Annotated in this window: 18 protein-coding genes; 11 read left to right on the top strand and 7 right to left on the bottom strand. The window is 68.6% G+C overall.

The window, feature by feature from the left end; all coding sequences use genetic code 11:
• The first annotated feature begins 186 nt into the window (after positions 1-186).
• Both ACQY46_RS03945 and ACQY46_RS03940 read left to right on the top strand, forming a co-directional pair.
• Positions 187-2517, top strand: a complete 2331-nt coding sequence (locus tag ACQY46_RS03945) for an ATP-binding protein (protein ID WP_428699002.1) — start codon at positions 187-189, stop codon at positions 2515-2517.
• 218 nt (positions 2518-2735) lie between these two features.
• Positions 2736-3677, top strand: a complete 942-nt coding sequence (locus tag ACQY46_RS03940; protein ID WP_428699001.1) for a GNAT family N-acetyltransferase — start codon at positions 2736-2738, stop codon at positions 3675-3677.
• Between the two features lie 19 nt (positions 3678-3696).
• On the opposite strand, the gene ACQY46_RS03935 is transcribed toward ACQY46_RS03940, so the two are convergent.
• Positions 3697-4176, bottom strand: coding sequence for a GNAT family N-acetyltransferase (locus ACQY46_RS03935; protein WP_428699000.1), 480 nt, complete (start codon positions 4174-4176; stop codon positions 3697-3699).
• Positions 4173-4475, bottom strand: a complete 303-nt coding sequence (locus ACQY46_RS03930; protein ID WP_428698999.1) for a DUF1330 domain-containing protein — start codon at positions 4473-4475, stop codon at positions 4173-4175. The genes ACQY46_RS03935 and ACQY46_RS03930 overlap by 4 nt, the downstream gene beginning before the upstream one ends.
• A gap of 259 nt (positions 4476-4734) precedes the next feature.
• Between ACQY46_RS03930 and ACQY46_RS03925 the strand changes: the two genes are divergently transcribed.
• The gene (locus tag ACQY46_RS03925; protein ID WP_428698998.1) at positions 4735-6897 is read left to right on the top strand and encodes a transglycosylase domain-containing protein; all 2163 of its coding nucleotides are present in this window, start codon (positions 4735-4737) and stop codon (positions 6895-6897) included.
• A gap of 9 nt (positions 6898-6906) precedes the next feature.
• On the opposite strand, the gene ACQY46_RS03920 is transcribed toward ACQY46_RS03925, so the two are convergent.
• From ACQY46_RS03920 to hrcA, 4 genes are all read right to left on the bottom strand, one after another.
• Positions 6907-8097, bottom strand: coding sequence for a multidrug effflux MFS transporter (locus ACQY46_RS03920; protein WP_428698997.1), 1191 nt, complete (start codon positions 8095-8097; stop codon positions 6907-6909).
• Between the two features lie 76 nt (positions 8098-8173).
• Positions 8174-8905 carry a M48 family metallopeptidase gene (locus ACQY46_RS03915; RefSeq protein WP_428698996.1) on the bottom strand — a complete coding sequence of 244 codons (732 nt, stop codon included), beginning with the start codon at positions 8903-8905 and terminating at the stop codon, positions 8174-8176.
• 5 nt (positions 8906-8910) lie between these two features.
• Positions 8911-9717 carry a molybdopterin-synthase adenylyltransferase MoeB gene (moeB, locus tag ACQY46_RS03910; RefSeq protein ID WP_428698995.1) on the bottom strand — a complete coding sequence of 269 codons (807 nt, stop codon included), beginning with the start codon at positions 9715-9717 and terminating at the stop codon, positions 8911-8913.
• 29 nt (positions 9718-9746) lie between these two features.
• On the bottom strand, positions 9747-10814 hold the full coding sequence (gene hrcA / locus ACQY46_RS03905) for a heat-inducible transcriptional repressor HrcA (protein ID WP_428698994.1): 1068 nt from the start codon (positions 10812-10814) through the stop codon (positions 9747-9749).
• 298 nt (positions 10815-11112) lie between these two features.
• Between hrcA and rph the strand changes: the two genes are divergently transcribed.
• The 6 genes from rph to nagA all read left to right on the top strand — a co-directional run bounded on the left by rph (position 11113) and on the right by nagA (position 17654).
• Positions 11113-11826 carry a ribonuclease PH gene (gene rph / locus ACQY46_RS03900; RefSeq protein WP_306027763.1) on the top strand — a complete coding sequence of 238 codons (714 nt, stop codon included), beginning with the start codon at positions 11113-11115 and terminating at the stop codon, positions 11824-11826.
• A gap of 7 nt (positions 11827-11833) precedes the next feature.
• Complete coding sequence (rdgB, locus tag ACQY46_RS03895; RefSeq protein WP_428698993.1) at positions 11834-12475, top strand: RdgB/HAM1 family non-canonical purine NTP pyrophosphatase; 642 nt, start codon at positions 11834-11836, stop codon at positions 12473-12475.
• Complete coding sequence (gene hemW / locus ACQY46_RS03890; RefSeq protein WP_428698992.1) at positions 12475-13638, top strand: radical SAM family heme chaperone HemW; 1164 nt, start codon at positions 12475-12477, stop codon at positions 13636-13638. The genes rdgB and hemW overlap by 1 nt, the downstream gene beginning before the upstream one ends.
• Before the next feature lie 306 nt (positions 13639-13944).
• Positions 13945-15474, top strand: a complete 1530-nt coding sequence (gene phaZ, locus ACQY46_RS03885; protein ID WP_428700406.1) for a polyhydroxyalkanoate depolymerase — start codon at positions 13945-13947, stop codon at positions 15472-15474.
• 11 nt (positions 15475-15485) lie between these two features.
• Positions 15486-16358: a BadF/BadG/BcrA/BcrD ATPase family protein gene (locus ACQY46_RS03880; protein ID WP_428698991.1), complete on the top strand. Its 873-nt coding sequence runs from the start codon at positions 15486-15488 to the stop codon at positions 16356-16358.
• 96 nt (positions 16359-16454) lie between these two features.
• Positions 16455-17654 carry an N-acetylglucosamine-6-phosphate deacetylase gene (nagA, locus tag ACQY46_RS03875; RefSeq protein ID WP_428698990.1) on the top strand — a complete coding sequence of 400 codons (1200 nt, stop codon included), beginning with the start codon at positions 16455-16457 and terminating at the stop codon, positions 17652-17654.
• Here nagA and ACQY46_RS03870 read toward each other — a convergent pair.
• Complete coding sequence (locus ACQY46_RS03870; RefSeq protein ID WP_428700405.1) at positions 17615-19288, bottom strand: sulfatase-like hydrolase/transferase; 1674 nt, start codon at positions 19286-19288, stop codon at positions 17615-17617. The two genes, nagA and ACQY46_RS03870, sit on opposite strands and share 40 nt — an antisense overlap.
• Positions 19289-19562: 274 nt before the next feature.
• Here ACQY46_RS03870 and ACQY46_RS03865 point away from each other — a divergent pair, with 274 nt between their 5' ends.
• Both ACQY46_RS03865 and ACQY46_RS03860 read left to right on the top strand, forming a co-directional pair.
• The gene (locus tag ACQY46_RS03865) at positions 19563-20600 is read left to right on the top strand and encodes a TRAP transporter substrate-binding protein (protein ID WP_428698989.1); all 1038 of its coding nucleotides are present in this window, start codon (positions 19563-19565) and stop codon (positions 20598-20600) included.
• A gap of 111 nt (positions 20601-20711) precedes the next feature.
• Entirely contained in the window at positions 20712-21236 is a 525-nt protein-coding gene (locus tag ACQY46_RS03860) for a TRAP transporter small permease (protein WP_428698988.1), read from the top strand.

Here is a 21236-nt window from a genome sequence, read left to right as displayed (position 1 = left end):
GCTTCCAGGGAGCCCGCTTCCGGCCGCGCCGGGTTGCATTAAGGCCTGCGACCCGGCTGACGCGCGCCGCGCCGCCCGAGACGCCCCGCCCAAGGCCTTTTGCCGCAACGGTTTCTCAATCTCTCCGACTGACACTGGACAGGCTCGCGCGCCCAGCGCGGACCAGCCGATTGACGAGGAGAGCAGGTGGCCGCCCCGAAACGCCATGACCGCACGGAGCAACGCGACGCCGGAACGACCGCATCCGAGCAGGGCGAGGCTTCGGCGCTCGCCGCGCCGCGCACCCTCGCCGGCGTTCTTGGCGGCCTTGTGCCTGTCGCCGCCTCCTTCGCCGCCTTCTTCGGCGGCGCGGCCCTCGTCGTGGCGGTCGTGCCGGAGACGCTGCGCCTTGCCATTGCCGGCGCGGCGCTTGCGGCAACCGGACTTGCGACCGGCGTCTTCGGCCTGGTCGAGGCCCGCCGCCGCAGCGACCGACAGGCGCTTGCCGACGCCACGGCGCGGATCGATGCGCTGGTTGGCGAGAGACTGTCGCTTGCCCGCGACAACGAACGCCTGCGCGACGAGACCTGGCGGCTGAAGGAAAGCGACGCACGCCTGCGCGACGTGCTCGACACACTCGGCGACGTCGTCACCCGGTGGCGCCTCGGCGGCGAGATCGTCTATGCCAATGACGCCGCGCAGGGGCTGTTTCCCGAAGGATTGGCCGCGGCGCTGCACGGCAATGCGGATCGTACGGCCCGGGAGCCGCTTGCCGGCCCCGTCGAGACGACCAGCGGCGACATCCTGATCGAGACCGCCAACGGGGCCAGGTGGTTCGCGCGCCGCGACGTCGCGGTGCGTGACGGCAAGAGCGGCGAACCGTTGATCCAGACCATGCTGCGCGACGTGTCGGACCGGCGCGGCATCGAGGACGCCCTCGTTGCCGCCCGCAACCAGGCCGAAATCGCGAGCGCCTCGAAAAGCCGCTTCCTGGCCACCGTCAGCCACGAGATCCGCACACCGCTCAACGGCATTCTCGGCATGGCCGGACTGCTCCGCGACACACGGCTGACCGCCGAGCAGCGCAGCTATGTGGAGGCGGTGCGCAGCTCCGGCGAAATCCTGCTGCTCCTGATCAGCGAGGTGCTCGACCTCTCGCGAATCGAGGCCGGACGGCTCGACCTTGTCCCCGACGAGGTCGAAATCGCATCGCTTGCCGAGGGTGTCGTGGAACTTCTGGGACCGCGCGCGCAATCGAAGGGACTTGAGATCGGCTGCTTCATCGCGCCCGACATGCCACGGCGTATTTCCATCGACCCGACCCGGCTGCGCCAGATCCTGTTCAATCTTGCCGGCAACGGCCTCAAGTTCACGGAGACCGGAGGCGTCGAGGTATCGATCGAAACCGTTTCGGCCGACGCTTCCGGATCACACAGGTTCGCGATCGCCGTGCGCGACACGGGCATCGGGTTCGCCGCAGGTGAAGGCGAGCGACTGTTCGAGGAATTCGAGCAGGTCGACCATGGACCGGCGCGCCGTTTCGACGGGGCAGGCCTCGGACTGGCCATCTCGCGCCGACTGGCGCGGTTGATGGGCGGCGACGTCACGGCACACTCGGATCCCGGCAAAGGGGCCTGTTTCCGCGTCGAACTGCCCCTCGAGGTGCTCGAGCACGCACCGGACGGCCTCGCCGATCTCGGCGCGGCGCAAGTTGTCATCGTCTCGGCCAGCCGGATCGAGGCGCCGCTCGCCGCGCGGTCCCTGAAGGCGCATGGCGCGCAGGTCGCGCTGGTAACGCCCGGCGACGAGGCCGGCGACGAAAAGCTGCTTGCCGCCGATCTCGTGCTCCTAGACCCAGCCTGCGTCGCCGATGCAGGCGCCTGGCTTGCCGGTGCCCGCGCCGTCGGGGTCCGGGCGCCGGCCGCTGCGCTTATCGCGCCCGCCGACCGGGACCGGCTGCCGCGCCTGCGCGAGGCCGGCTTCGGCGGCTATCTGATTCGCCCCGTACGCTCCGCGTCGCTGGTGAAGCTGGCGCACACCCTGCTCGGCCACGAGAGCGAATGGTGTCCCTGGGAGCAGGCGAGCGGAACGACGCAGGTCGCCGGCCAGGCACCGGACACGGGGGACACGGCCACAGCGCCGGCACCCGCGCGTCCGTTGCGGGTTCTGGTCGCCGATGACAACGATATCAACCGGATGCTGAGCGAAGCCCTGCTGCGCAAGCTCGGCCACGAGCCGATCGTCGTGGGCGACGGGGCGGAAGCCCTGGACGTGGCCGCGGACGGCGGTTTCGACCTGATCCTGATGGATCTTCACATGCCGGTCGTCGACGGGGTCACCGCGATCCGCCGGTTCCGCGCGATGGAGCATGACGGCAAATGGTCGCGCATTCCGGTGTTCGCGGTGACCGCCGATGTGACCCCGGATGCCGAGGAGGCCGCGCTTGCCGCGGGCGCCGACGCGGTTTTCGCCAAGCCCCTCGACCCCGACCTCCTGAGCCGGCGCATCACCCGGGAACGGGACTCCAACCGGTTCTGACGCCGGCTTGTCAAAAACATCGTCAATTGTCACGCAAGTGTCGGGAAAGTATGATCTACGGCACGCTCGACGCGATTGATCGCGCGATCCGGCATGCTCGTCCGCATTCGGCTCCTTAACCGGGTGACTTGTAAAACGGACGAGGGCAGCCGAGATAATCATAAGCGGGATGCCTTGGAAGCATCCGCTCGGGGGCAGTCAGGGAAGGCATCGGGGCCATGACGAGGAACGCACTTTTGTCGCCGCGCAGTCTTGTGCGCAAGTTCGTTCCCGCAGCGGCCGGCGCGGCCTTGCGCCACGCCTGGCTTCCGGGCGCCAAGACCGCTCCCGCCGGTCGTCATACGCCAAGCCTCGGCCGCATCGGTCCTCTCGAGGTTCGCCTGGCGCGCACCGCCAAGGAGATCCGCAAGGCGCAGGAGCTGCGCTACCACGTCTTCTACGAGGAGATGTCGGCGGTCGCCGACCCGCACACCGCGACACTCGGCCGCGACGTCGACGCCTATGACACGATCTGCGACCATCTTCTGGTGCTGGATCACGAGACAACGGAGCGCAACGCGCTCGGCCGGCGCAAGCCCCGGATCGTGGGCACCTACCGGCTGCTGCGCCAGGATGTCGCCGAGCGCCACGCCGGCTTCTACACGGCCAGCGAATTCGACATCCAGTCGCTGGTGGACGCCCATCCGCGCCTGCAGTTCCTGGAACTCGGCCGCTCCTGCGTCCTCAAGCCCTACCGCACCAAGCGCACGGTGGAGCTGCTCTGGCACGGGATCTGGGCCTATGTGCTGATGCATCGCATCGACGTGATGGTCGGCTGCGCCTCGATCGAAGGCACCGATCCCGAGCGCCTGGCCTCGCAGCTGGCCTTCCTGCACCACAATGCGCGGGCGCCGGAGGAATGGCGCGTGCGGGCACTCGACACCCGCTATGTCGACATGAACCGCCTGCCACGGGCCGAGGTCAACGAACGCCAGGCTCTTCGCGAATTGCCGCCGCTGATCAAGGGCTACCTGCGGCTCGGCGCCTATATCGGAGACGGCGCCGTGGTCGACCATCAGTTCGGCACGACGGATGTGCTGATCGTCATGCCGGTGCAGGCGCTGAACAGCCGCTATGTCAACCACTACGGGGCTGACGCGGGACGCTACGCCCACCAGTAGCCGGCCTGCCGCACCGGTTTCAGATCCGCCGGACCCAGGCCACAAGCCCGCGTGTCCGCGCCAGTTCGCGAATTCCGCCGGCGAGCCGCTCGCCGTCGAGCCGCAGGAACCCCACCCGTTCCAGAAAGGCGTTTTCGCCTTTCGGCGCCAGCGCGACCAGTGCCGGATACTGGGCCCATTGTCCGTATCCAAGGACAGCGGCCAGCAGCGAGCTCGCCAGTCCGCGTCCCCGGCAGGCCCGGGAAACGCCGAACACCGACAGCCACAGGGCCCCGTCCAGATCGCCCGCCGCGGCAAGCGCAACAGGGGATCCGCGCTGAAAGGCCGCCCAGACCCGTCCTTCCGAAGCGAGGATGTCGAGTTCCTCGACAAGCCCCTGACCGCCGGAGGCCGGCCGCCAGTCACCGCGATCCTCGGCCGCCTGCCACAGCGCATGCAGCGCATCGACTTCCGAGCGTTCCACCGGACGCACCACGAAGGCGCCGGCCGGCCGGGTCACGGTTGCGGGCCGTCATAGCCCTCGATGATGACCAGGTCAGAGACCGCCTGCCCGAGACGCAGCGACATGGCGCGCCCGTAGGCCTCGCTCTCGTAGCATTCGAGCGCCTTCTCGTAGCTGTCGAACTCGATGACGACGTTGCGCGCCCGCGCCGCACCTTCCTTGCACTCGAACCGGCCGCCGCGCACGATGAAGCGGGCGCCATAGGCATGAAACGCCTCCGCATTGGCCGCGATATAGTTCTTGTAGGCATCGGCATCCGTCACATCGACCCGCGCCACCCAGTATCCCTTCGCCATGCCGTCTCGTCCCCTGACCTTGTCGCGCACGCCTTGCCGGCGGCTGTTTCGCGTTCAGGCGTAGCCCGCCGCGCCCATGCCTGTAAAGGCGCGCCGGTCGCCGCTTCCGCCGCGACGCGGCAGACTTAACACCCCCTTAAATCGCCGCATTTAAGCTTCACCCCGACATCGGGGACACAGGAGCCTTTCGCTCCCAGGGAAGACACAGACCGCAGGCATGGCACGAGGACCGTCAACCGGAAAACGGCGCGAACCGCGCGTGGAACCGCGCCTCGACAGAGCCGAGGCCGGCACGCTCGACATGCGGCTGACGGGCGCGGACAGGCCGGCGGCCGGCGGCAAGCCGTCCCGCCAGCGCGCGCCCCGAGGACGGAAGGGGGAAGCGGAGACAAAGGGCCGTTCCGGCGGCAACGGCCGCCCGCCCCGCGGCGGCGGCCGGAAGGGCAAGGCACGGCGTCGGCGCGGCGGGCTTGTCGGGCTGATCCGCCGGGCGGTCTACTGGGGCTTCGTGCTGTGCATCTGGGCCGGCATCGGCGGCGCCGGCGTGCTCATCTATTACGCCGCCTACCTGCCGCCGACCTCGGAATGGAAGGTGCCGCAGCGCCCGCCCAATGTCCGCATTGTCGCGGCCGACGGCACATTGATGGCAAATCGCGGCGACACCGGCGGCGAGGCGGTGCGCCTGGAACAGTTGCCGCCCTATCTGCCGCAGGCGGTGATTGCCATCGAGGACCGGCGCTTCCGCTCGCATTTCGGTCTCGATCCGCTCGGCCTTGCCCGCGCCGTGTTCACCAACGTGACGTCCGGGCGTCTCGTACAGGGCGGCTCGACGCTGACGCAGCAGCTCGCCAAGAACCTCTTCCTCGAACCCGACCGGACCTTGAAGCGCAAGGTGCAGGAGGCCGTCCTGGCGATCTGGCTGGAAGCCAGCTACTCCAAGGACGAGATCCTGGAGATGTATCTCAACCGGGTCTATTTCGGTGCCGGCGCCTATGGTGTCGACGGAGCGGCGCGGCGCTATTTCGGCAAGTCCGCGCGGCTCGTCAGCATCGCCGAGGCGGCAACGCTCGCCGGCTTGCTGAAGGCGCCGTCGCGCTACGCCCCGACCCGCAACCCGGATCTTGCAGCGGAGCGCGCCGCGACCGTTCTCGGCGCAATGGCCGAGGAGGGCTATCTCACCGAGCGTGAGGCGACCGACGCCATCGCCGCGCCGATGCGTGTCGTCACCCACCACACCTCGGCCAGCGAGAACTACGTCGCCGACTGGGTGATGGAGCGGCTCCCGGGTTATGTCGGCGCCGTCGATACCGACATCATCGTCGACACGACCATCGATCTCGGCCTGCAGATCATCGCCGAGGACGCACTGCGCCGGGCGCTTGACGAGGAAGGCGCCAAGCGCGGCGTCGGCCAGGGCGCGGTGGTGACGCTCGACGGATCCGGCGCGGTCAAGGCGCTGGTGGGAGGGCGCGACTATTCACGCAGCCAGTTCAACCGCGCCGTCAATGCCCGCCGCCAGCCGGGCTCGGCCTTCAAGCCGTTCGTCTACCTGGCGGCGCTGGAGCGCGGCCTGACGCCAGGCACCGTGCGCCAGGACGCCCCGGTCAGGATCGGCAAGTGGGCGCCGCAGAACTATTCCAAATCGTATCGCGGGCCGGTGACCCTGACCGAAGCCCTGTCGCTGTCGCTCAACACGGTCGCCGCGCGGCTTGCCAACGAGGTCGGCCCGAAGGCGATCATCCGCACCGCGCGCAAGCTCGGCATTTCCTCGCCGCTTGCCTCCAACCTGTCGATCTCGCTCGGCACCTCGGAAGTGACGCCGCTGGAAATCGCCGCCGCCTATGTGCCCTTTTCCAACGGCGGTCACGCGGTCGTGCCGCACGTCATCCGCTCGATCCGCACCATGGACGGCAAGCTGCTCTATGCCCGCAAGGGCGATGGCGGCGGCCGGGTGATCGACCACCGGACCCTGTCGGACATGAACATGATGATGGGCGAAACCCTGATGACCGGCACCGGCAAGGCCGCGCATCTGGGCGGTCGTCCGGCCGGCGGCAAGACGGGCACCAGCCAGGATTTCCGCGACGGCTGGTTCATCGGCTACACCGGCACCATGACCACCGCCGTCTGGCTCGGCAATGACGACAATTCGCCGACCAAGCGGGCAACCGGCGGGTCGCTCCCGGCAAAGGTCTGGAAAGAGGTGATGTCGGCCGGCCACCAGGGCCTGCCGGTCGCCGGCCTCCCCGGCATTTCCGACCGACCCGTCCAGGTGGCGGAACCGGCCACCCCGCTCGACATGCCGATGCGCGACATTCCCGCGGAAGGCGACCCGGCCCGCCGGCTGGCCCCCATGCGTGACGGCGACGGCGAGGGCGGCGGCGGACCGCTCGACCTGCTCAACCGGATCTTCGGAGGCTGAGGCTCCGGGCTACACGCCAGCCGCCCTTGCCCGGCCTGTTGCGAGAAAGACAAATGCGGCGCCAAGGCCGTTTGCGGCGATGATCAGGGCCAGCGGCAGGGCCGTGCCGCCATGGGTCATGCCGACGGCGATACCGACAATGGCTGCCACGCTCATCTGGCAGATGCCCATCAGCGAGGAGGCCGTTCCCGCGCGCCCGGGAAAGGGCATCAGCGCGGCCGCCTGGGCCTGCGGCATGGCAAGACCGACGCCGGCCATGTAGAGCATCATCGGCAGCACGACGGCGAGCATCGAAGGCGCCACCAGCACCGCCACGATCATCGCCGCGCCGGCCGCCCCCATCAGCAGGCAGCCGATCAGGATCGTCGCCTCCGCGCCCCTTCTCGGCGCGAGCCGCTGCCCCGCCAGCGTGCCGGCCACATAGGCGAGCGCACAGATGCCGAACGCGATGCCGAAACCTGCAGGGCTCAGGCCGAAAATATCCTGCAGGACAAAGGACGAGCCGGAGATGAACGCGAACAGGCCGGAATAGGTCAGCGTCACGATCGCCAGATGGGCCGCGAAGGCCCTGTGGCGCAACAGGCCGGCGAAGGCGGACACCAGCGCCCGCGCCGAGAACGGCGCGGTCTCGCGGGCGCTGATCGTTTCCGGCAGGCGCCGCCAGATGGCGACCAGCACCGCGGCGGCGAAGGCGAGCGACACCAGAAACACCAGCCGCCAGCCGCCAGCCGACGCGATCAGCCCGCCGAAGAAGGGCGCAACGGCCGGCGCAAGACCCATGATCGAGCCCATCCGGGCCAGTTCCTGGCCGGCGCGAGGTCCCTCGTAGAGATCGCGGACAATGGCCCGGGCAAGCACCACCGGCCCTGCCGCGCCGAACGCCTGGAAGAAGCGCGCGCCGATCAGCACCTCGACCGTCGGGGCGAGGGTGCAGGCAAGGCACGCGCCCGCATAGATCGCCAGTCCGGTCATCAGGACCGGCTTGCGGCCCAGCCGGTCGGCAAGCGGACCGTAGAAGACCTGACCAACCGCGAAGCCGACCAGGAACACCGACAGGGTCAGCTGTACCGAGGCATGCACCGTATCGAGATCGCGCAGGATCGCCGGCAGCGCCGGCAGATACATGTCCGTGGAGAGCGGCCCCAGCGCCGTCAGGCAGGCGAGCAGGATGGTGAGCGCCCAGGTGTCGGGCTTGAGCATGTGACGAGCACCTTTTCGTGCGGTTGCGGCGGGGTCGTCGCGGGTGAAATCGTGCAGCGACAGCAGGTCGGCGACCCTAGCCGTAGAGATGCAGGCGGCCGCCCTCGCGCCGGAGCCAGCCACGCGCCTCCTCCGTGCGCGGCGCGAGACGCCGGCACAGGGCCCAGAACTGCGGGCCGTGGTTCATCTCGGCGAGATGGGCCACCTCGTGGGCCGCGACGTAGTCGAGGATGAAGGGCGGCGCAAGCACAAGCCGCCAGGAAAAGGACAGGCGTCCGTCGGAGGTGCAAGAGCCCCAGCGGCTGCGTGTGTCGCGCAAGGTGATGCCGGCATGTCGGTGCCCCAGGGCATCGGCATGCAATTCGACGGCGCGGCTCAGGTCCTGGCGCGCCTCGCGCTTCAGCCAGTCAGTCAGCCGGCGCGCGAGATGTTCCTCGGCGCCCGGCACATGCAGCACCGCCTCGCCGGCCTGCTCCCCGACCCGCACGAGACCGCGCAAGCCTCCGGCAGCGGCGATCCGGTGCGGTTCCCCGCGCAGCGGCACGAGCCCCCCCGCGGCAAAGGCGACCGCGTCCGGCCTGCGTTCGAGCTGTGCGGCGAGCCAGTCGCGCTGGCGCTCGGCGAAGTCGCGTGCCGTGGCGAGCGTCCCCTTCGCCGGAACGGTGAGCACCGGATCGCCCCCCGTTGCCGGCAGCCGCAGGATGTAGCGCCGCGCATTGGCGTTGCGGCGCAGCTCGATGCGCTGCTCGCCGCCGGCCAGCGCGACGGTGATGGCCTCCGGAAGCGGCGCCGCGCGCATCCCGAACATGACCCTCACGCGCCCGCCAGTTCGTCGAAACGGAGCGGCGCCGATCCGTTAAGCGGGTTCTTCGCCGACCAGCGGTAGCGGATGGTCTCGAAGCGCATCGAGCGCGCGTCGACCAGCAGCAGCCGGCCGAGCAGTCCCTCGCCGAACCCGGCGATCTCCTTGATCGCCTCCATCGCCTGCATGGTGCCGATCATTCCGGTCAGGGCGCCAAGCACCCCGGCTTCCGCGCAGGTCGGCAGCGCGCCGTCGGCCGGGCGGTCGGGAAACAGGCAGCGATAGGTCGGATTGGGCGTGCCCTCGGCATCCGCCGCGTAGGGCTTCAGCAGCGTCAGCGAGCCGTCGAGGCGGCCGACGGCGCCGGTGACGAGCGGCTTGCCGGCGAAGAAGCAGGCATCGGAGACGAGATAGCGCGTGGTGAAATTATCGGAGCCGTCGACGACAAGGTCATAGCGCGAGATCAGCGCCAGCGCGTTCGTCGCCACCAGCCGCACGGGATGCGGCTCGACGCTCACATGCGGGTTGAGCCGGGCGATCGCCTCCGCCGCGCTCGCCACCTTGGGCTCGCCGAGCTGGTCGGTGTCGTGAATCACCTGGCGCTGCAGGTTGGAGAGCGACACGGTGTCGTCGTCGACGATGCCGAGCGTGCCGACCCCGGCGGCGGCCAGGTATTGCAGCACCGGCGCGCCAAGACCGCCGGCGCCCACGACCAGCACCCGCGCCGCCTTGAGCTTCTGCTGCCCCGGCCCGCCAACGTCCTGCAACACGATATGGCGGGCATAGCGTTCGAGTTCGGCGGGCGTCAGGGTCGTCATGAAGTGTCCGTTGAAAGATTGGGGGCCGGTCAGCGCAGCAGCCGGCCGACCAGGCGTGCGGTGTAGTCCACCATCGGGATGATGCGGGCGTAGTTGAGGCGGGTCGGCCCGATCACGCCGAGCACGCCGATGATGCGCTCGTCCTGGTCCCGGAACGGCGACACGACGATGGAGGATCCCGACAGCGAGAACAACTTGTTCTCCGAGCCGATGAAGATGCGCACACCCTCACCGCCCTCGGCCGCAGCCAGAAGCTGGATCAGGTCGCGCTTGCTTTCCAGATCGTCGAACAGGAGGCGGATGCGTTCCAGGTCCTGTTCCGCCTCCAGATGGGAGAGCAGGTTCGAGCGGCCGCGCACGATCAGCGAACCGGCATCGCCGCCGGATCCGCCGCGCAGGGCGATGCCTGCCTCGACCAGCTTGGCGGTGAGCTCGTCCAGTTCCTTCTGGTGGCGGTCGCGCTGGCTCTCCAGCTCGCGCCGCGCCTCGGCAAGGGTGCGCCCGCGAATCAGGCTTGTCAGATAGTTCGAGGCCTCGATCAGCGCCGATTGCGGCAGGCCGGGCGGCAGGTCGACAATCCGGTTCTCGACCGAACCGTCATCGCCGACCAGCACGACCAGCGCCTTCAGCGGCTCGATACGGACGAATTCGACATGGCGCAGGCGCACATCGCCCTTGTGGGTGAAGACCACGCCGGCGCCGCGCGACAGGCCGGACAGCATCTGGCTGGCCTCGGTCAGCAACTGCTCGCTGGTGCGCTCGCTGCGCGCCGCCTTGACCTGGATCTCGATCTGGGCGCGCTCCTCGCGCGTCAGGTCGCCGACCTCCAGCAAGGCGTCGACGAAGAAGCGCAACCCCCCTTCGGTGGGCATGCGGCCGGCGGATGTGTGCGGCGCATAGAGCAGGCCGGCATGTTCCAGGTCAGCCATGATGTTGCGGATCGAGGCCGGCGAAAGCTGGATGGAGGGCAAGCGGGACAGATTGCGCGAGCCGACCGGCTCGCCGGTCTCCAGATACGATTCGACGATCGCGCGGAAAATCTCGCGCGAGCGCCGGTCCAGTTCGCTCAGGCTGACGGATGGCACGCCAAGTGTCATGCTTCCGGTCCCCGGTCCTCTTGCATCACCGTCCTCTTGCCTCGCCGTTTCCGGCCATGGACGACTTCCCGCCATGCGGCGGACTGCGGGCGGGCTGCTCCGCCCCTTGCGGCGAATATAGTGCGTCTTCGCCGCGATTGCCCACCGCAAACACGCCGCCGCGACGCACGCCGTTGCGTCCCGCTGTTCGAGAAAGCTCAGACAGGCATTTCATTCCGGCCCCATCTTGGATTAAGAGGGACGCCTGACAAGAGCACGGGCACAGCGCCCCTGCGGGACCGGTTTGAAGGGGATCGACATGCGGCCATCCAAACGCGCAGCCGACGAGTTGCGCGCCGTGACGCTGGAACGGAGCGTTTCCAAACACGCGGAAGGCTCATGCCTGGTCAAGTTCGGCGACACCCATGTGTTGTGCACGGCGAGCCTGGAGGAGCGCATTCCGCCCTGGCTGCGCGGCCAGGGTCGCGGCTGGGTGACGGCGGAATACGGCATGCTGCCGCGCGCCACGGGCGAGCGCATGCGCCGCGAGGCCTCGGCCGGCAAGCAATCGGGACGCACCCAGGAGATCCAGCGGCTGATCGGCCGCTCCTTGCGCGCCGTGGTCGACCTGACCGCGCTCGGCGAGCGCCAGATCTCGGTCGATTGCGACGTCATCCAGGCCGATGGCGGCACGCGAACCGCCGCGATCACCGGTGCCTGGGTCGCGCTGCATGACTGCATCGCCTGGATGCGCGCGCGCGACATGGTCACCAAGCCGGTGCTCCGGGACCATGTCGCCGCCATATCCTGCGGCATTCACGGCGGGCAGGCCGTTCTCGACCTCGATTACGCCGAGGATTCGGAAGCCGAGACGGACTCCAATTTCGTCATGACCGGAGCCGGCGGCATCGTCGAGATCCAGGGCACGGCCGAGGGCACGCCCTTCACCGAGGAGGAGTTCGCCCAGCTTCTCGGTCTTGCCAAGGCCGGTATCGGCCAGCTGGTCGACCTGCAGAAACTGGCCATCCTGTGAGACGCGCATGACCGACACGCCCGCATCCGCCCCGACACCGCGCCGGCTGGCGCCGGGCCGTATCGTGCTGGCCAGCCACAATCCCGGCAAGCTGCGCGAGTTCGACGCACTGATGGCACCGTTCGGCTATGATGTCGTCTCGGCCGGCAGCCTTGACCTGCCGGAGCCGGAAGAAACCGGAACGACCTTCGAGGCCAATGCGGAACTGAAGGCGCGGGCGGCGGCCGAGGTCTCGGGACTGCCCGCACTTGCCGACGACAGTGGCTTCTGCGTTGCCGCGCTCGACGGCGATCCCGGCGTCTATTCGGCCCGCTGGGCGGGGCCGGAAAAGGATTTCGCCATGGCGATGCGCACCATCGAGGAAAAGCTCCAGGCGGCCGGCGCCACCACGCCGGAGCATCGCGGGTCCTCTTTTGTCGCGGTGCTCTGCCTCGCCTGGCCGGACGGGCATGTCGAGACGTTCCGCGGCGAGGTCGAGGGAACAGCGGTGTGGCCGCCGCGCGGAAGCGGAGGCTTTGGCTACGACCCGATGTTCCAGCCGGACGGCGAGAGCCGCACCTTCGGCGAGATGCCGACGGCGGAAAAGCAGGACATGTCGCACCGCGCCCGCGCCTTCGCGGACTTTTCGGCACGGTGCCTGGAGGGGTGATGGCTGACACGACGAGGATCGACGGCGGTTTCGGCATCTATGTGCACTGGCCCTTCTGCGAGGCCAAATGTCCGTATTGCGACTTCAACAGCCATGTCCGTCACGCCGGCGTCGACCAGCCTCGTTTTGCCGCCGCCTTCGAGCGAGAGCTTTCCCATTTCGCCGCCCGCACCCGGGGGCGCCGTGTCGATTCGATCTTTCTGGGCGGCGGCACGCCGTCCTTGATGGATCCGGCGACCGTCGGCCGCGTGCTCGATGCGATCGCAGGGTTGTGGAGCGTGGCGCCGGACGCGGAAGTCTCGATGGAGGCCAACCCGTCCTCCGTCGAGGCGGACAGGTTTCGCGGCTACCGCGCGGCCGGCGTCAACCGGTTGTCGCTCGGCGTGCAGGCGCTCAATGACGGCGACCTGCGCCGCCTCGGCCGGCTGCACGACGTTGCCCAGGCGAAGACCGCGATCGGTATCGCCCGCGCCACCTTCGAGCGCATTTCCTTCGACCTGATCTATGCAAGGCCGGGCCAGGATGGCGCGGCCTGGCGGCAGGAACTGAACGAGGCCATCGATCTTGCCGCCGACCACCTGTCGCTCTACCAGCTCACCATCGAGCAGGGCACGCCTTACTTCGAGCTGCACCGGGCCGGCAAGCTGGTGGTTCCCGATGTCGACACGGCCGCCGATCTCTACGACCTGACCCAGGAGATCTGTGCCGGTCGCGGCATGCCGGCCTACGAGGTCTCCAACCACGCGGTGCCCGGCGCCGAATGCAGGCACAATCTCGTCTACTGGCGTTATGGGGATTATGTCGGCGTGGGTCCGGGCGCTCATGGCCGGCTCAGCGGCGGCAACGGCAAGTTCGCCACCGCGACCGAGCGTCACCCCGAAACCTGGCTTGCCGCGGTCGAGGCGCGCGGCGAAGGCACGGTGGAGGATCTCGCGCTGACCCAGGAAGAGCAGGGCGATGAATACCTGCTGATGGGTCTGCGGCTCGTCGAGGGCGTCGATCTCGCCCGCTACGAGGCGATCGCCGACCGCCGGATCGACCCGCGCCGGGTGGCGGACCTTGTCGAACACGGCATGGTGGAGCGACTCAGCGACACGCGCATGCGGGCCACACCGGCCGGTTTCCTGGTGCTCGATGCGGTCGTCGCCGATATCGCGGCGTAATTTTTACCTAGTTCTTTTGCACGATCCCGTCGCTCCCGGCCATCCGGCAGCGGCGCCCGGAAGCCGCTGTGGCGGCGGGTCTTTTCGTCCCTGCATCCGGCTTCATCCCATCTGTTCCCGTGACAAATGCCCCGGTATCTTCTTCGCACCGCGGCATATCGACGTCCGTATCGGTTGATGCGACGCACATCTTTGTCATACTATTTTTGCAATGCGAAAAAATGCGCGGGCGATGTTGCGCCGCGTCCGCCAGACTGCGAGGTCGGTCACGTGTTCTACCAGGTCTATGAATTCAACCATGCGGCAATGAGTCCGGTGCGGGCCACTGCCGACATGACGCGGCTCTATTTCCAGAACCCCCTGAACCCCCTGACGCACACGCCGTTCGGACGCTCGATGGCCGCCGGATGCGAGCTGATCGAGCGGATGACGCGGCGCTACGGCAAACCCGAGTTCGGCCTCGGCCAGACGACGGTCAGCGGCGTCAAGGTCCCGGTGCGCGAGGAAATCGTCTGGAGCAAGCCGTTCTGCAACCTTCTGCATTTCGACCGCAAGCTCGGCGCGAAGCAGCGCAAGGATCCGAAAATCCTGATGGTGGCACCGATGTCGGGCCACTATGCGACGCTGCTGCGCGGCACGGTCGAGACGCTGCTGCCCGGCGCGGACATCTACATCACCGACTGGATCGACGCCCGCATGGTGCCGCTCACGGACGGCCGCTTCGATCTCGACGACTACATCGACTACCTGATCGAGATGCTGCATTTCCTCGGCCCGGACACCCATGTGATGGCGGTCTGCCAGCCGTCGGTGCCCGCGCTCGCGGCCGCCGCGGTGATGGAAGCGCATGACGATCCCTTCGCCCCCGCCAGCCTGACGCTGATGGGCGGGCCGATCGACACCCGCATCAACCCCACCGCCGTCAACGATCTTGCCGAACACAAGAGCATCGAGTGGTTCGAGCGCAACGTCATCATGAAGGTGCCGTTCCCGCAGCCCGGCTTCATGCGCGATGTCTATCCCGGCTTCCTGCAGCTGTCCGGCTTCATGAGCATGAATCTCGACCGGCATGTCAGCGCCCATCACGAGTTCTTCCAGCATCTCGTCACCAATGACGGGGACAGCGCCGAGAAGCACCGCGATTTCTATGACGAGTATCTCGCGGTCATGGACCTGACGGCGGAGTTCTACCTGCAGACCGTGGACACGGTGTTCATCCAGCATGCGCTGGCGCGCGGCACGTACCGCCACCGCGACGAGCTCGTCGATTGCGGCGCCATCCGGCGCACCGCGCTGCTCACCATCGAGGGCGAGAAGGACGACATCACCGGTCGCGGCCAGACCCGCGCCGCCCACGACCTTTGCACGGGCCTGGGGCCGGACATGCAGGCCCACTACATGCAGCCCGATGTCGGCCATTACGGCGTCTTCAACGGCTCGCGTTTCCGCTCCGAGATCGCACCGCGCATCCTCGACTTCATGCGCACCCACTGGACGCGCCCGGAGACCGCGCCGAAAGCCGCGGCCGCCGACGCTCCCGTGGCGGAAGCGCGCAAACCCGCCGCGAAACCAGCCAAGGCATCCGATCCGCTGGCCGAGGTGCTGCTCGCAAAGCCGCGCGGCGTCGCCGACGACCTGACGGCGATCACCGGCGTCGGTCCGAAGCTGCAGACCGCCCTCAACGGCGCCGGCATCTTCCACTTCTGGCAGATCGCGGCGCTGACCGACGTGCAGATCGCCGCGCTCGACAGCCGCCTCGACTTCCGCGGCCGGATCGATCGCGACGGCTGGATCGAGCAGGCCCGCGGCCTCGCCGCACAGCCGACCGCTTCCTGACGACGCGGGCCATGGGCGGCTACCTGATCGCCGTCGACGGCGGCGGCAGCACCTGCCGGGCCGCCCTGGCGGCGCACGATGGCCGCATCCTTGCCCGGGGCCGGGCAGGGCCGGCCAATATCGCCACGGACCCGGGCGAGGCTGCGGCCAGCATCGCGGAGGCGGCCCTTGCCGCCATTGCCGATGCCGGCCTGCCGGCGGACACGATCCGCGATTGCGCCGCCCTGCTCGGACTTGCCGGCGCCAGGCAGGCGGCGGCAACGGTCCGGGCGTTTCTCGGCGACCTTCCGTTTTCCCGAAGCGAACTTACCGGCGATGCCGAGATCGCGCTGGAAGGCGCGCTGGGATCCGGTGACGGCGTCATGGCGATCCTGGGCACCGGCTCCGCCTTTCTGGCCCGGCGCGGCGACGAGATCCGCAGCGTCGGCGGCTGGGGCCTGCAGCTGGCCGACCAGGGTGGCGGCGCGCGGCTCGGACGGGAGGCCTTGCGGACGGCACTGCTGGCCCGCGACGGCGTGCGCCCCCACGGTTCCCTGTCACGGGCGCTGCTTGCCGCCTTCGATGACGATCCCGCGCAGATGGTGGCCTTTGCCGGAGCCGCCCGGCCTGCGGATTTCGGCCGTTTCGCGCCGCAGGTCTTCGACGCGGCGGATGCCGGCGACCCGGACGCGAACGGGCTTCTGCAGACCGCCGTGGCGGACGTTTGCGAAATGATCGCGCACCTCGACTGGCCGGACGGTCCGCGCATCGTCCTGATGGGCGGTCTCGCGCCGCTTTACGCCCGCCACCTTCCTCCTGTATTGCGCGACCGGCTGTCGGAACCGCTGGGCGACGCGCTCGACGGCGCCGTCCGTCTCGCGGTGCGGACCTTCTCAGGGCGCTGAACCGGGCGCGCAGCGCGTCTTGCGCCGGCGCGCCGGCTGGCGCATGAAGGCGGGGCACGCTGTCTTCAGCAAACCGCCCGGAGGATCGCAGCGCGGATGACCGAACTCACAGCCCTTGCCGCCGCACGGATCTTCGACGCGGAACGCTGGCATGACGACGCGGCGCTGCTGATGGAGGGCTCTCATGTCACCGGCATCGTGCCGCGCAAGGACGTTCCCGCCTCCGCCCGCCTGGTGGAGGCGCGCGGGCGGATCATCGCGCCCGGCTTCGTCGACCTGCAGGTCAATGGCGGCGGCGGATGCCAGTTCAACGACGCCCCCGACCATGACACCATCGCCCGCATCGCCGGGGCGCACCGCGCCTTCGGCACCACCGCGCTGCTGCCGACCCTGATCACCGATACGCCGGAGACCACCGCGCGGGCGATCCGCGCCGCCGCCGGGGCCAGCCGTTCCGTGCCCGGCTGCCTCGGCCTGCATCTGGAAGGGCCGCATCTTTCGCTCGCACGCAAGGGCGCCCATGACGCGCGCCTGATCCGGCCGATGCAGGAGGCGGATCTCGACGCGCTTGTCGATGCGGCCCGGCTGCTGCCGGTGCTCATGGTGACACTGGCGCCGGAAAGCGTCTCGGCCGAACAGGTCGGCCGGCTCGCGCAGACAGGCATCCGCGTCAGCCTCGGTCACAGCGACTGCGATTTCGAAACCGCGTCCGCCTATGCGCGGGCCGGCGCGCGGCTCGTCACCCATCTGTTCAACGCGATGAGCCCGCTCGGTCACCGCGAGCCGGGCCTTGCCGGCGCGGCGCTCGCGCTGCCGGGCCTGTCGGCCGGGTTGATCGCCGACGGCATCCATGTCGCCGACCCGGTGGCGGCCCTTGCGCTCAGGGCCAAGGCCGGGCCGGGGAAGATCTTCCTCGTCACCGACGCGATGGCACCGCTCGGTTCCAAGGCGGAAGGCTTCACCCTCAACGGCCGCGAGATCGCCCGCCGGCGGGGGGCGGACGGAATTGGCCGGCTGACACTTGCCGACGGAACCCTGGCAGGAGCGGATATCGACATGGCCGCCTCGGTCGCGCGTCTGGTGGCAGGGCTCGGCATCGCGCTTGACGAGGCGTTGCGCATGGCCTCGCTCTACCCGGCCGAGGCGATCGACGCGGCACAGCGCAAGGGTCGTCTGGCGCCAGGCCACGACGCGGATATCGTCGAGCTGGACGAGACCCTCAAGGTGCGCGGCACCTGGATCGGCGGCAGCCGGTTCTACCCGTCCGGGGAAATGCGCGGCGCCCGGCCGGAATAGACGGCAAGCTCCTCCACCGAGACATCCGTCTCGTCATAGGCACCGATCAGCACGCCGGTATTGCCGGCCGCCCCGCGCCGCCTTGCCAGAATGGCCGCGTCGGAGACCGTGGTCCGCTGGCTGAGGCGCAGCGCCCAGTCCGAAAGCAGGGCGCGCAGCCGCGCCACCTCGCCCGCATGGGCCGGATCGCGGCCGAGGTCGACAAATTCGGACGGATCGCTTTCAAGGTCGAAGAGCATCGGCGGCAACCCGCCTTCGGCGTGGATGAGCTTGTAGCGCCCGTCGAAGACCATGAAAAGACGGGCGTCCTCGACGGAAACCCCGAGCCGGTCGGCCATCGGCGTGCAGGAATAGTCGTATTCGCTGATCGCCGCCTTGCGCCAGCCTTCCGGCGTCTCGCCATGCAGGAAGGGCAGGAGCGAACGCCCCTCGAGAATCTGCGAGGGAAAGTCCCGGGTGCCGTCATCCGCGACCCCGACGAAGGTGGCGGCGAGGTCGATCGCCTCGACCAGCGCCCCGCAGGTCGTGCCGCGCGTGCCATCGGCGGCCTGCGAAGGATCGTAGACGATCAGCGGCACCTTGACCGAGGGCTCGTGGAACAGGTCCTTCTCGCCCATCCAGTGGTCGCCGAGATAGTCGCCATGGTCCGAGGTGACGACGATCAGCGTGTCGTCGAGCGCGCCTGTTTCCTGCAGATGGTCGAGCAACCGGCCGAAATGATCGTCGCATTGCCGGACAAGGCCCATATAGGCGGGGATCGCGGCCTCTCGCACCTCGTCCCGGGAGAAGCTGCGCGACACGCGCGAGGCCATGAAGGCGGCATGGACCGGGTTCGGGTCCTCGCGCTCGCGCGGATCGCGAATGGCCGGCAGCACATGCTCGACCCCGTACATGGCGTGATAGGGCGCCGGCACGATATAGGGCCAGTGCGGCTTGATATAGGAGAGGTGGCAGAGCCAGGGCACGGCGCGGCGGCGGGTCTCACGGCCGTTCAGGAATTCGAGCGCCCGGTCGGTCAGCCAGGGCGTCTCGCTGTCCTCCTCGCGGATATTCGCCGGCTCAAGGGCGTTGCGCATCAGCCAGCCGCTGCCGATCTCCCCGAGCCCGTCCGCGTCCAGCTCCTCCGACAGGCCGGAATTGGCATGGTCGTGCCAGGGATTGCGCGGCGTGTAGCCCCTGGCGCGCAGGAAGTCGTTATAGGGCGAGGGCTTGGCGTCGTAAGGACCATCCGGGCCTTGTGCCCACAGCCCGTCGTCGCGCACATGCGCGTCGAAGCCGCATTCGGCGATCCGCGCACCGATAATCCCCTCACGCGAAATGCCGAGCCGATCAAGGCCGGCACCATCGACCTTCATGTGGGTCTTGCCGATCAGCACCGCATCCATGCCGCGTTCGCGCAGGTGGTCGCCGAGCGTCATCTCGCCCGCCTTCAGCGGATAGTTGTTCCAGGCGGCGCCATGCGAGTGCACATAGCGGCCGGTGTAGAAGCTCATCCGCGAGGCGCCGCAGATCGGCGACTGGACATAGGCGTTGGTGAAACGGACGCCCATCGCCGCCAGCCGGTCGAAATTCGGCGTCGCAAGATGCGGATGCCCGGCGCAGCCGAGATAGTCGAAGCGCAGCTGGTCATACATGACGAAGAGAATGTTGCGGGGATGTCTCGGCACGGCGGCAGCTTCCTCGGCTTCGGACGACATGCGGTCCACGGGCGGCAATTGATCCGGTCTGCCGGCCTCCCCGGCAAGCGGGAAACACGCCGCGAAGGCAAAATTCCCCGACGTTCGGTTATACAAAGCGGCTCAAATCTCATTTTACATTACCATTTGCATGGCCCATCCTTCTGTACTCGAGATCCCGTCGCACTGTCCCATCGACGGACGCGGGTCCGAAGCCGTGGGAGGAGACACAATGATCGGAAAATTCATGACGACGATGGTGGCCGCGACCGCCATCGCCGCGGTCGCCGGCATGTCGGCGCAGGCACAGGACGTGACCCTGCGCGTGCACCAGATGCTGCCGATGCAGGCGGCCATCCCGGCCAAGGCGATCACGCCGTGGATCGAGGCGGTCGAGGCCCAGTCGGGCGGACGCATCAAGGTCGAGCACTATCCCTCGATGCAGCTCGGCGGCGCCCCGCCCTCGCTCTATGACCAGGCCAAGGACGGCGTCGTCGACATCGTCTGGACGGTGCTCGGCTACACGCCCGGCCGCTTCCCCAAGACCGAGGCCTTCGAACTGCCCTTCCTGGGCGCCGGCGGCGAAGCCACCTCGCGCGCCTTCCATGCCTTTGTCACCGAACATGCCATGGACGAGTTCGAAGGCGTGAAGCCGATCGCCCTGCATGTGCACGGACCCGGTCTTCTGCACGTCAAGGGTGATGGCGTCGGCAATCTCGATGACATGCAGGGCCTGAAGCTGCGCGGGCCGACGCGCATCGTCACCAAACTGCTGGAAAAGCTCGGCGCAACCGCCATCGGCATGCCGGTGCCGGCGGTGCCGGAAGCGATCTCCAAGGGTGTCATCGACGGTGCCGTGGTGCCCTGGGAAGTGACGCTGCCGCTCAAGCTGACCGAGCTGGTCAACACCCATACCGGCTTCGACGATCCGCGCGGTCTCTACACCGCGACCTTCGTCTTCGCCATGAACCAGGCGAGCTACGACAAGCTGCCCGACGACCTGAAGGCGATCATCGACGCCAATTCCGGCATCGAGACGGCCGGCATGTTCGGCCGCGCGATGGATGAGGTCGACAAGATCGGCCGAGCCAAGGCGGAGGCGAGCGGCAACAAGATCATCACGCTGGATCCGACCGAAACCGCCCGCTGGAAGGCGGCGGCCGATCCGATCGTCGCCGAATGGATCGTCGAGATGAACGGCAAGGGCGTCGACGGCGCCGCGCTGGTCGAGGATTCGCGCGCGCTTGTCGCCGCCGAGGCCGGCAAGTAAGACAGTAGGGCAGGCAAGCCGCCCGCGCCCGGCAGACCGCCGGCCCGCGTCACCGCGGGCCGGTTTTTCCGGATAGGGTTGCCGGCCGGCGGCGGAGGGAGGGGTCAAAAGGTGCGTCACTCCATCGAACGCGTGCTCGAGCGGCTCGCCGCCGCCCTTGCCATCGCGGGCGGCGCCGTGCTTGTCGCACTGACGGCCACCACAGTGATCTCGATCTCCGGCCGTGCCCTCAACTGGGCCGGTCTCGGCCCCATCCCCGGCGACTACGAGCTGGTCGAGGCGGGTACGGCCTTTGCCATTTTCGCCTTCCTGCCCTGGTGCCAGCTGAGGCGCGGCCATGTGACGGTCGACCTGTTTCTGGCCCGCTTCGGGCCGCGCGCCAATGCGGCGGTCGACGTCGTCTCCAACCTCCTGATGACCGCCGTGTGCGCGCTGATCTGCTGGCGGCTCTGGCTTGGCCTTCTCGACAAGAAAGCCTATGGCGAGACCACGTTCATCCTGCAGTTTCCGCTCTGGTGGCCCTATGCGGCGGCCATGGCCGGTGCCGTTTTCGCGATCATCGTCAGCGCCTATACCGTCTGGCGCAGTCTCGATGAAACCCTTGCCCGGCCGAGCGCCGCGCCGCGCCAGGAGTAG

The organism is Stappia sp., from assembly GCF_965276915.1.
Classification (GTDB): domain Bacteria; phylum Pseudomonadota; class Alphaproteobacteria; order Rhizobiales; family Stappiaceae; genus Stappia.
Note: the sequence above shows the minus strand (reverse complement) of the source record. Positions and strands in the feature narration are given on the sequence as shown.

Excerpts from the sequence above, each read along its gene's own strand:
- hrcA (WP_428698994.1), bottom strand. The coding sequence starts at position 10,814 with ATGACACTTGGCGTGCCATCCGTCAGCCTGAGCGAACTGGACCGGCGC.
- moeB (WP_428698995.1), bottom strand. The coding sequence starts at position 9,717 with ATGACGACCCTGACGCCCGCCGAACTCGAACGCTATGCCCGCCATATC.
- ACQY46_RS03930 (WP_428698999.1), bottom strand. The coding sequence starts at position 4,475 with ATGGCGAAGGGATACTGGGTGGCGCGGGTCGATGTGACGGATGCCGAT.
- ACQY46_RS03865 (WP_428698989.1), top strand. The coding sequence starts at position 19,563 with ATGATCGGAAAATTCATGACGACGATGGTGGCCGCGACCGCCATCGCC.
- hemW (WP_428698992.1), top strand. The coding sequence starts at position 12,475 with ATGGCTGACACGACGAGGATCGACGGCGGTTTCGGCATCTATGTGCAC.
- phaZ (WP_428700406.1), top strand. The coding sequence starts at position 13,945 with ATGAGTCCGGTGCGGGCCACTGCCGACATGACGCGGCTCTATTTCCAG.
- ACQY46_RS03915 (WP_428698996.1), bottom strand. The coding sequence starts at position 8,905 with ATGTTCGGGATGCGCGCGGCGCCGCTTCCGGAGGCCATCACCGTCGCG.
- nagA (WP_428698990.1), top strand. The coding sequence starts at position 16,455 with ATGACCGAACTCACAGCCCTTGCCGCCGCACGGATCTTCGACGCGGAA.
- rph (WP_306027763.1), top strand. The coding sequence starts at position 11,113 with ATGCGGCCATCCAAACGCGCAGCCGACGAGTTGCGCGCCGTGACGCTG.
- rdgB (WP_428698993.1), top strand. The coding sequence starts at position 11,834 with ATGACCGACACGCCCGCATCCGCCCCGACACCGCGCCGGCTGGCGCCG.
- ACQY46_RS03920 (WP_428698997.1), bottom strand. The coding sequence starts at position 8,097 with ATGCTCAAGCCCGACACCTGGGCGCTCACCATCCTGCTCGCCTGCCTG.
- ACQY46_RS03880 (WP_428698991.1), top strand. The coding sequence starts at position 15,486 with ATGGGCGGCTACCTGATCGCCGTCGACGGCGGCGGCAGCACCTGCCGG.
- ACQY46_RS03870 (WP_428700405.1), bottom strand. The coding sequence starts at position 19,288 with ATGTATGACCAGCTGCGCTTCGACTATCTCGGCTGCGCCGGGCATCCG.
- ACQY46_RS03940 (WP_428699001.1), top strand. The coding sequence starts at position 2,736 with ATGACGAGGAACGCACTTTTGTCGCCGCGCAGTCTTGTGCGCAAGTTC.